Genomic DNA, 10,130 nt, shown 5'->3' with positions numbered 1-10,130 from the left:
GTCGAAGGTAACCAGCGCAATATTCGTGGCACGCCGGCGCAGTCGCTGGATTCGCAGGGCTATCGAACGCTGTCGGGCGTCACGATCAGTCTGGCCCATCTGATTACCGGCGAAATCGGTGCCGGCTATGCGCGGCAGCAGTTTGAGGATCCGACCATCGGCGTGATCGAGGGCCCGTCGTATCGTGCCCAATTGACGTGGCGACCGACCCGGCTGCTCGATATCCACTTCAAGGCCGAACAGATCGTCACGGAAACCTCCGCCACCAGTTCAAGCGGCGTGCAGGCGAACGCGGTGCAGCTTGGCCTCGATTACGAATTGCGGCGCAACGTCATCGTATCGCTCGCCGGTACCTATGAAAAAGACCGCTTCTTCGGGCAGATCCGCAAGGACCGCGTGATCACCACGGATGCCCGCGTCAAATACCTGATCAACCGCTTCACCGCGGTGTCGCTGTTCCACCGTTACACCGACCGCGACAGCGATCTCTCGGCCTTCAGCTTCGACAAACACCAGGTGGGGCTCAATGTTACAGCGCAGTTCTGACCCGATCTATCGCGCGCCGGACGAACCGGCGAGCCATGCAGCTGAGGACTGGAAAACCCCAACGGTCGATCTGCGCGAGATGACCCGTATCCTGCGTCGCCGCTGGAAGGCGGTCGCGCTGATCCCGGTGGCGCTGGTCGCGCTTGCCCTGGCCTATGTCCTGAGCGTCGATACTCTATACACCGCGACTTCGACGGTGCTGGTCGATCCCCGGCGTGCCAATGTGGTCGAGACCAACCAGGCCGTGCTGTCTAATTTCGGCACTGACGATGCCACCATCGAAAGCCAGACGCTGCTGATCCAGTCGGTGGCGATCCTGCAGCGTGTTGTCGACAAGCTGAAGCTGGCCAGCGACCCGGAATTCATGCCGCATCCCGGCCTGCTCGATCCGGTCAAGGCGCTTTTCAGCAGCAGCACGCCGGCTGAGGGATCCAATCCCGCAGACACCGCGCGCTCGCGTTCGGTGGAAATTCTTCAGCGCAGGATGAAGGTGACACGGCAGGGAACCACCTTCCTCGTCGATATCAATATCAGCTCTGAAGTTCCGCAAAAGGCCGCGGCCATCGCCAATGCCCTGGCCGAGGGATATTTCGAAGAGCAGGTTCGCGCCAAATATGACGCCACCCGGATTGCGGCGAACTGGCTGAACGGCCAGATAGATTCGCTGAAATCCCGCGTCGTCACCTCGGAACAGGCCGTCGAGGACTATCGCACCGCCAACAACCTCGCGGTGTCGCAGGGCGTCACCGTGAATGACCAGCAGATCACCGACCTCAACAACAAGGTGATCTCTGCCCGCGTCCAGACCGCCGAGGCGCGCGCCAAGTTCGATCAGGTGCAGCAGATGGCGAAATCGGGCAGCGATCCCGGCGGCATCAACGCCGTGATTTCGTCGGAGATGGTGTCCAAGCTGCGCACCCAATATGCCGACATCGCCAAGAACAGCGCCGATCTGTCCAGCAAATACGGCCCCCGCCACCCGCTCGTCGCCAATGCGCGCGCGCAGTTGCAGGATACCCAACGCCTCATCAACGAGGAAATCCAGCGTATCCTGCAAAGCACCAAGCATGATTATGACATCGCGCTGTCGCGGGAAACGTCGCTGAAAGAGAGCTTCGACAAGCTGCAGGGCGTCTCAAGCATTTCCGGCCAGGCGCAGGTTCGACTGCACGAATTGCAACGCGAGGCCGAAGCCAACCGCACGCTCTACGAATCCTATCTCGCCCGGTACAAGGAGGCTTCGGCCCAGGAAAGCCTGGAAATGCCGGACTCCCGCGTGGTCACCAAGGCCAGCATTCCGATCCGCCCGTCATCGCCGAAGACCATGCTGATCCTCGGCCTGGCGATGATGCTCGGCCTCGGCGCCGGGACGGTGCTCGCCTTTCTCATCGACTATCTCGACGGACGCGTGAAGACGCTGCAGCAGGCCGAGCAGATTTCCGGATTGCCGGCGCTGGCGGCGTTGCCGCTGATCGGCGTTCGCGAGCTTGCCGGCCGCGCCAAGCGCGGACGCGGCGATCTCGACAACTACGATCCCCGCACCATACGGCTGTTGCCGCCGTCGCTGCAGCCGCCGTTGATGCGCTACGCCATCGAGGAGCCCGGTACCTTCTTCGCCGAAGCAATCCGCGCGGTTCGCCTGGCAATCCAGCGCACGCTGCGCATCGACCCGATCAAGATCGTGGTGGTGACGTCGGCCCTGGACGGCGAGGGCAAGACCACGCTGGCCGCCAATCTCGCGCTGTCGCTGGCCACGCTCGGCATCCGCACGCTGCTGATCGACGGCGACCTGCGCAACCCCGGCCTGACCCGCGCGCTGTGCCCGCACGCCGACGTCGGGCTGCTGCAGGTGGCGATGGGCGAAGCCTCGCTGGAGCAGGCGCTGCTGCTGGACCGCAGCACCGGCCTCTCGATCCTGCCGTCGCCGGCCGTCAAGGACGACAATGCCATTACCGAATTGATGTTCTCGGAACGGATCACCGATCTGTTGGATCATCTCCGCCAGCGCTACGAACTGATCATCATCGATTCGCCGCCGCTGGTGCCGCTGGTGGATGGCCGCGCTCTGGCCGAACTGGCCGATCGCATCGTGCTGGCGCTGGCATGGGACCAGACCCCGCGTGAGGTCGTGTCGCACACCATGGAGCTGCTGGCGCCGGTTCATGACCGTATCCTCGGCACCGTGCTGACCCGGGTCGATCTCAACAAGCTGCAGTTCTATGACTACTACCGGAGCTCGGCCTATCTGAAGCCTTACGGCACGCCGGCGGCGAGCGTCGCGCGGTGATGCCGTCCACGCCCATCACCCGGCAGCTCGGCGCGCAATATCATCGCGCGCCGGTGACGGCCGGCCCCCGACGGCCGGCCGCCCGGCGCGCCCCGTTCGCGGCGGCCCGGCTGGTGGATGCGATGGTGACGGCCCTCATGCTAGTGGCCGTGGCTTCGATATTCGCGATCTCCTCGGGGATGCTGACGAACTGGCACATCCACTATTTGACCAACGGCGGCGGCTTCTACGAGAAGCTGCACCCGGCCACCTACGCCGTCTTCCTGGCCTCGTTCCTGCTCCTGATGCGCAACGCCGACCCGATCGGCGAGATCAACCGGACGCTTTCGCAATCCCGGCTGGTGCTGGTCTACCTGTTTTGCTGGCTCTGCCTGCTGGTGCAGATGTTCGTGCTGGAGCGTCCATTCACGGTCATCATCGACACCTTCCTGCTGCCCGTGGTGTTGTGCCTGGTGATCTGGCGGCTTTCGGCGCAGCAGAAGCGATGGCTGATCTGGGCGATCCACGCCACCATCCTGCTCAACGTCATGCTCGGCTACTACGAGTATTTTTCAGGTCACCGCCTGATTCCGCTGACCCTCGGCAGTGTTCTCGTGATCGGCGAATGGCGCGCATCGGCGTTTCTCGGCCATCCCCTGACGGCATCCGGCGTCGTCGCCGCCTATGTGCTCGCATTGGTGCTGCGCCCGGCCCTGTGCCCCCCGCTCTTTGTCCGACTGCCGCTGATCACCATCAGCCTGGGATCGCTGATGGCGTTCGGCGGCCGGACGGCATTGATGACGGTGCTGGGGATTCTGGGCTGCCTGGCGCTGGTCGAAGCCCTCAAACTGTTGCGCGGCAAGCGGACATCGCTGCTGGTCGCGATCGTTGCGCTGTGTCTGCTGTTCGTCGCCGCCGGCGGCATCTTCGCCGCGCTCGATCTCGGCATCTTCGACAAGATGCTGCTGCGGTTTTCGTCCGACAAGGGCAGCACGCTGGCGCGCTATGCGACTTTCAGCCTGCTGTCGTATTTCGATTGGCATGAACTGATCCTGGGCCCGAACCCGATCCGGGTAAACGCGCTGCAGTCGCAGCTTGGCCTGAATTACGGCATCGAGAATTTCTGGGTCTCCAGCATCGTCCAGTTCGGTCTCATTCATACCGCCCTTCTGACGCTCGGGCTGGTGTGCTTCTTCACCGAAATCATGAGCCGATCGAGTCGGGCCGCCTGGGCTATCGTGCTGCTGATCCTGATGATCGCGGCGAGTTCGGTCAGCTTCTCGTCGAAGAACATCCAGCTCGCCCAGCTCGTCATCTTGATCACGCTGCTGCTGCCGGAAGAACCGCAGCGCAGCCGTGCCGAGACGCGCCCCTCCCCCCACTCCGGATACCGGCCCCTTCCGGCGTAACGCCGAACCAGGACATCGCATGGCGATCTATATCGACCACACCCATCTGGGACGTCACGTCACCGGCCTCGAGCGCATCACGCAGGAGCTGTTCTCGCCGCAGGCGCTGGCGCCACTCGATGTCGTTCCGGTGACCTCGCACGGCACGGCGCAGATGGTGGCGACACAGACGTTTGGATTGCCGTGGCGGCTCGCCACCTCGTCATCGATCCTGCTGTGCCCGGGGTTTCCGCCGAGCCCGCTGTTGCGGCCGTTCGCGGCGCGGGTCCTGCCCTACATGCACGACGACTTCCTGCTGTCGCGCCGCGCCGATCTCAACACCCGCGCCCGGCTCTACATGGCGGCTCCGTTCAAGCTGGCACTGCGGCACTACCCCCGATTTCTGACCAATTCCAGCGACACACGGCGCAAGCTATTGGCGCATTGCCGGCCCGATGCCGAGATCACGCTGTACCGTCCGCCGGTGCGCAATGTCTTCAATCTCCAGTCCGCAGCGCGCGCCGAACGTGACGCGCTGCCACGGCCGTTGCGGCTGGTGGCGCTCGGTACCGTCGAGCCGCGGAAGAACTTCGTCGCCGCGGCCAAAATCGTCGGCGCCCTGCAGGCCCGGGGATTTCCCGGCGCCACCCTCGACATCGTCGGACGGCAGGGCTGGGGTGACGACTGGCGCCTGCTTGACAGCAGCCCCGGCGTGACCCCGCATGGCTATCAATCGACCGAACGCGTCCAGGCGATTCTCGACGCCGCCGACCTCTTCATCTGCACGTCCCACGATGAGGGCCTCGGCCTGCCGCTGCTCGAAGCGCAATATGGCGGCCTGCCGATCATCGCGCCGGACGCGCCGGTGTTCCGCGAAGTGCTCGGCGAGTCCGGCATCTTCATCGCACCATCCGATCCGGTCGCAGCCGCCGAACAAATCGCGGCGGCGATGTCGTCCGCTTCGTGGCGCGCGCAGCATGTAACCCTCGCCGCACAGAACCTGCAGCGCTGGAACCTGCTCGCGGCCTCCGACCGCGACAACGTCATCGACCTGATTGCCGGGCTCGCCGGACGGCGGCTTTCCGCCGCCCCGTCCTATCAGAGCGGCACGCCGTAAGCGCGAAGCCACTGCCACGACGTCGCTTCTCTCAAAATTCTGACAGGGATAGCTGCTTGCAGGACACCACCAACTCCACGCGAAATCTCGACGCGCTGCGGATCATCGCGGCGTGCGCCGTCGTGGTCCTACACTATTCCGACTATGTGAAAGACGTCCCGGTCGGGCGCTTCATGGTCGATCACACCTGGCACTTCAACCTGTTCGTCGATCTGTTTTTCGTCGTGTCCGGCTTCGTCATCGCCAGCCAGTATCTCGGCCGGGTCGGCGATTCCCTGTCGGTCGGTCGCTTCATCTGGCGCCGGCTCGCGCGGATTTATCCGCTGCACCTGGCGACGCTCGCTTTTTACGTCGTCATCGCGCTGGCACTGCATTTCGGTGTTGCCAAGACCGACAACCCCGCGCGGTACCCGTTTTCCGATCTGCCGGCCCAACTGCTGCTGCTGCATGCCTTCGACGGCGCAAGGCTGACCTTCAACTTTCCGAGCTGGTCGCTGTCGGCGGAAATGTTCTGCTACGTGCTATTCCCCTTGGTCGCGATGATCGTGACCCGGAACAAGGCGGTCATCGTAGCGCTCGTGGTGCTGCCGGCGCTGGGCAACAGTCTCTACGCGTATCTAACGGGAAGCGGTTCGTGGGCCGACTGGATCAACCAGGGCGGCGCCTTTCGCGCGCTGCCGGCTTTCAATCTCGGCATCGCCTGCTATCTGTTTCGCGACCGGATCGCGCGCTGGCCTGCGATCCCCGGAGCCGTGGCCGCGCTGCTCGCGGCTTTCATCCTGTTCGGCTCCTGGCTGCCGGAAATGCTGGACCTGCTGGCCATCTATGCCATCGCCGTGCTGGCGATCCAGTGCGACTGCGCAGGACGCGGCACCCTGCTGACACGATTCGGCTTGGACCGCTGGTCGCAGCTTACCTACTCCTGCTACATGCTGCACATTCCCATCGCGACCATCGTCCTGACCTTTGGCGCGCGCTACCTTGCCCCGAATCTACCGGGCGGCCGGCTGGCGCTGCTCCCGATCGCCGTCGTGGTGCTCGCGATTGCCAGCCAGCTTTCGCTGCGCCGATTTGAAACGCCGATGCGGCGATATCTCAACGACGTGTTCGACCGCCATGTGGGGGCACGCAACCGCGCCGTCGTCGCCCCCCATCCGGACGTTTCGCGATGACCATGACAGCACAGGCTTTACCGATCCGGCCGCGGGAAGGCGCCGTCAACGCCGCCAGCCGCGACAGCGCCATCGACACCATGCGCGGCATCGCGATCCTGATGGTGATCGGCATCCACTCGCTGCATCAGCCGCTGACGCCAAGCTGGGAGACCTGGCTCGACGCCGCGCTGCGACCCTGCGTGCCGATCTTCCTGTTCGTCTCGGGCTATCTGACCATGCTGTCTGGCCGCGTGCCGCTGGCAAAACGGTTCAAGGCGATCCTGATTCCCTACGCCATCGCCTTTATCGCCGCCTATCTCTACATGGCGCTGCATAACCCGGCGATGGACCATCGACCGGCGGCCACCGCGGCGCGGTTCCTACTCGCTTACGTGTTCGTCTACTACTATGTGTTTGTGTATGCCGGCTGCACCTTGCTGTTGTGGCTGCTGCTTCGGCCGTCGAAGACCGGCGAACGGCCATTGGAGTCGCGGCTGGTTGTCATCCTGATGCTGACCATCGCGATCGGCCTGCTCGCGGGCAGCTATCTCGATCCGCTACTGTTCCGCTTCGGTTACTCCGCCTCGCTTGTCGAGGAGGTCCGCATGCGCAACATCCCGTTCTGGTTCGGCTTTGCGGCGCTTGGCGCGCTGGTGGCCATGCCCGGCGTCAGGGCGGCGATCCAGCAGATGCGACTGCCGCTCATGGCCGTCACGCTGGTGCTGTATGCGATATATGCCGGCGTCCGCCAGTTCCAGATCGGTGACGCGGCCGACTACGATTCTGTCGCATTCTTCCTCTATGCCGCGCTGCTCTGCGTGGTGCTGTTCACAGCCGAGTTCCGGCATCCCACGCTCGCGGCGTTGGGGTCGGGCAGCTATTTCATCTACCTCTGGCACATCTTCGTCGTGATGCTGCTGCGCGATCACGCCGGGCTGCGCCAGTTGGGTCCGGCAATGGATACGTTCATCACCGTCGCCGTGACGGCAACCGTCAGCGTCGCCGCCCTGCTGGCGATCCGGAAATTCGCCCCACCGCGCGTCTCCCGACTGTTAGGGGCCTGAACATGCTGCTGCGACAAACCGTGCTCTATCTGCCGGCACAAATCATCGGACCGCTGTTCCAACTGGTCGCCATGATCGTGTGGACCCATGTGGTCGACGAGCATACGCTCGGCGTCATCACGCTGGTCACCGCGACGCACGAACTGCTGCAGATCGGATTTCTCGCCTGGTGGTCGCAATACGCCCTGCGATTCTTCGGCCGCTACCAGGATTCGCACAGCGCCGAGCGCTTCTATCGCACCGAGAACACAATCCTGTTGACCTCGGTGATCGTGCAAAGCGCCGTGATGGTCGGCGTCCTGCTGCTGGTGATCGCGCCGGACGCCAAGCCGTGGCTGCTCGTCGCCACCGTGGCCTACGTCATCACCCGTTCCCTCAATCTCTATATCGGCGAGCGCGCCCGGGTCCGCCAGCAGATCGGCGTCTATTCGATCCAGCAGATCGTCGGCCCCGCCATCGGCTTTCTGGTCGGCCTGGTCTTCATCAAGATGTTCGGCCAGTCGGCGGAATGGCCGCTGGCGGGATATGCCATCGCACAGCTGGTCGCGGCCATCGTCGTATTGCCCGTGATCGGCCACGGCCGGCGGCTCTGGCCGGTCGACCGCGAGATTGTCGACCATGCGTTGCGCTACGGCATTCCGCTCATCATCGGCGGCGCGCTCGGCTGGGTCGGCCTTAACGCCTCGCGCTTTATCGTCAACGATCTGCAAGGCGTGGCGGCCGCCGGCCTGTTTGCGGTCGGTTACGGCCTCGGCCAACGCGCGGCGGCCGTTGCAGCGATGCTGGTCACGGCGGCCGCGTTTCCGCTCGCGGTCAAGAGCATGGAGCAGGGCGGCAGCAAGGCCGCGATGCGTCAGCTCGCCGACAACAGCGCGCTGCTTGTCGCGATCCTGGCGCCGAGCATCGCCGGCATTTTCATGCTGCGCGCGGAAATCGTCCACCTGCTAATCGCCGTGCCATTCCAGCAGGTGACGCTGGCAATCCTTCCACTCTCGGTATTAGCCGGCTCGATCCGAAACCTGCGCGCCCATTTCGGCGACCAGGTGTTTCTGCTGCACAGCCGGACACGCTTGATGATCATCGTAGCGACGATCGACGCCACGGTAACGGTGCTGTTCAGCGTGGTCTGCATCAAGTACTGGGGTCTCGTCGGCGCCGCCGGCGCCACGGTGCTGGCCGCGACGGCGGCGGCGACCGTCAGCTTCTCGATCGGCTTCATCAAGTTCGGCCTCACCCTTCCCATCGGGCACCTGCTACGAATTGCTACAGCCACCGTGGCGATGGCGGCCGTGCTCGGCGAGCTGCCGGAAGCACGATCATCCCTCGTGCTGGCGATGCATATCGCCGCCGGCGCCGCCATCTACATCGCCGTCCTGGCGCTGCTCTACGCACGGACGCTCAACGGGATGGTTCGATCCCGGATCGCCAGATCCGGGACCTGAGACTTCACACCCGCCCTATGCCTTTTTCGCGCTCTGAAAAGCTCTCGCCATGGCAAACCACAACGGCTTTTTCTGCATGTCCGAATCGAACGGCAACGGCCGCGGCAAGCGCTCCGCTAGCGGATCCTTCTTCTTCGCAGCATCCGTGTAGAACGAGTAGTTGTCGGACAATTCCCAGGCGATCACGGTCTTGACCGCTGGAATCCGCAGCACGTTGTTGAGAAATTTCTCCGCCGTCTCGGCGATCATCGCATCGCGAGTAGCAATATCGGCAGGGAAAGTGTCGTCGCGCACGTCGAACTCCGTGATGTAGATTTCCACCTTGCGCTCGGCCAGCTTGTGGACGAACTCCGAAAAACGCGCGGGATCATGGGGATAGCGTGGTTGCAGATGTCCCTGCAGGCCGACCGCATGGAGCCGCACGCCGGCGTCCTGGAGTTCATCGACCAGGCGGAGCAAGCCGGCGCGCACTGCGAGGCCGACATCGTCGTCGCGTTCGGTCTGCGCCTCGTTGAGTACAAATTTAGTCTTTTTATCGGCCATCGCCGCGCGCTCGAACGCGCGCCTGACATAGCCGGTGCCGAACGTATCGTACCATGGACCGAGGCGGTATCCGCCCGGCGCCTTGTGTCCGGGCCAGAACGGCTCGTTGACGATATCCCACGAGTGCAACTGTCCCGCGTAGCGCCCGACAACCTCTTCGATATAGCTGTCGAAGAATGCCTGCCTTTCCGATGTTCCCATGCTCTTGATCCATTGCGGGACCCACTCATTCCAAATCAGGCAATGACCGCGCATTGGAATTTTATTTTCTGAGCAAAATTTTAGCAGCCGATCGGCGCTTTCGAATCGCTTAGGGCCAGGTTGACCGGCAATCGTGCCGATTTTCATCGCAACATCCGTTGTAACAATGCGTGCATGGGTCTTGTATAGCTCGCGGTAGGCGGCGTCCTTATCGATCACCGGACCCGCCGCCGCGCCAAAAACCAAGCCATTTGAGGCTGCTATCTCTCCCAGACTTTGCGACGGGGCCGCCACCGAGCGGTCACCTGCCGCTGCAACTGTGCCTGCAAGAACAGCGATCGCTTGTCGACGTGATAATTTTTTCATCGCTCACTCCAAAATCATTCGGGTATTGCGGCTGTGTTGTGAT

8 protein-coding genes are annotated in these 10,130 nt (G+C 63.4%); 7 read left to right on the top strand and 1 reads right to left on the bottom strand.

What is annotated here, in order from left to right; translation table 11 throughout:
- The 7 genes from JWR89_RS20355 to JWR89_RS20325 all read left to right on the top strand — a co-directional run.
- Nucleotides 1-546 (top strand): outer membrane beta-barrel protein (locus JWR89_RS20355; RefSeq protein ID WP_299719479.1); only part of this gene is annotated, 546 nt, incomplete at its 5' end.
- Nucleotides 527-2,833 carry a polysaccharide biosynthesis tyrosine autokinase gene (locus tag JWR89_RS20350; protein ID WP_299719477.1) on the top strand — a complete coding sequence of 769 codons (2,307 nt, stop codon included), beginning with the start codon at nt 527-529 and terminating at the stop codon, nt 2,831-2,833. The genes JWR89_RS20355 and JWR89_RS20350, both read left to right, overlap by 20 nt.
- Complete coding sequence (locus JWR89_RS20345; protein ID WP_299719475.1) at nt 2,833-4,221, top strand: VpsF family polysaccharide biosynthesis protein; 1,389 nt, start codon at nt 2,833-2,835, stop codon at nt 4,219-4,221. The genes JWR89_RS20350 and JWR89_RS20345 overlap by 1 nt, the downstream gene beginning before the upstream one ends.
- Before the next feature lie 19 nt (nt 4,222-4,240).
- Nucleotides 4,241-5,317, top strand: coding sequence for a glycosyltransferase (locus JWR89_RS20340; RefSeq protein ID WP_299719473.1), 1,077 nt, complete (start codon nt 4,241-4,243; stop codon nt 5,315-5,317).
- 56 nt (nt 5,318-5,373) lie between these two features.
- Complete coding sequence (locus JWR89_RS20335) at nt 5,374-6,489, top strand: acyltransferase (RefSeq protein ID WP_299719471.1); 1,116 nt, start codon at nt 5,374-5,376, stop codon at nt 6,487-6,489.
- Complete coding sequence (locus tag JWR89_RS20330; protein WP_299719469.1) at nt 6,486-7,535, top strand: acyltransferase; 1,050 nt, start codon at nt 6,486-6,488, stop codon at nt 7,533-7,535. The genes JWR89_RS20335 and JWR89_RS20330 overlap by 4 nt, the downstream gene beginning before the upstream one ends.
- Before the next feature lie 2 nt (nt 7,536-7,537).
- Nucleotides 7,538-8,977: an oligosaccharide flippase family protein gene (locus tag JWR89_RS20325; RefSeq protein WP_299719467.1), complete on the top strand. Its 1,440-nt coding sequence runs from the start codon at nt 7,538-7,540 to the stop codon at nt 8,975-8,977.
- Between the two features lie 15 nt (nt 8,978-8,992).
- Here JWR89_RS20325 and JWR89_RS20320 read toward each other — a convergent pair whose 3' ends face one another.
- Nucleotides 8,993-10,087 carry an endo-1,4-beta-xylanase gene (locus JWR89_RS20320; protein ID WP_299719465.1) on the bottom strand — a complete coding sequence of 365 codons (1,095 nt, stop codon included), beginning with the start codon at nt 10,085-10,087 and terminating at the stop codon, nt 8,993-8,995.
- Nucleotides 10,088-10,130: the final 43 nt, after the last annotated feature.

Source organism: Tardiphaga sp. (assembly GCF_028290785.1).
Taxonomy (GTDB): Bacteria; Pseudomonadota; Alphaproteobacteria; order Rhizobiales; family Xanthobacteraceae; genus Tardiphaga.
Note: the sequence above shows the minus strand (reverse complement) of the source record. Positions and strands in the feature narration are given on the sequence as shown.

Excerpts from the sequence above, each read along its gene's own strand:
- JWR89_RS20350 (WP_299719477.1), top strand. The coding sequence starts at position 527 with ATGTTACAGCGCAGTTCTGACCCGATCTATCGCGCGCCGGACGAACCG.
- JWR89_RS20345 (WP_299719475.1), top strand. The coding sequence starts at position 2,833 with ATGCCGTCCACGCCCATCACCCGGCAGCTCGGCGCGCAATATCATCGC.
- JWR89_RS20340 (WP_299719473.1), top strand. The coding sequence starts at position 4,241 with ATGGCGATCTATATCGACCACACCCATCTGGGACGTCACGTCACCGGC.
- JWR89_RS20330 (WP_299719469.1), top strand. The coding sequence starts at position 6,486 with ATGACCATGACAGCACAGGCTTTACCGATCCGGCCGCGGGAAGGCGCC.
- JWR89_RS20325 (WP_299719467.1), top strand. The coding sequence starts at position 7,538 with ATGCTGCTGCGACAAACCGTGCTCTATCTGCCGGCACAAATCATCGGA.
- JWR89_RS20320 (WP_299719465.1), bottom strand. The coding sequence starts at position 10,087 with ATGAAAAAATTATCACGTCGACAAGCGATCGCTGTTCTTGCAGGCACA.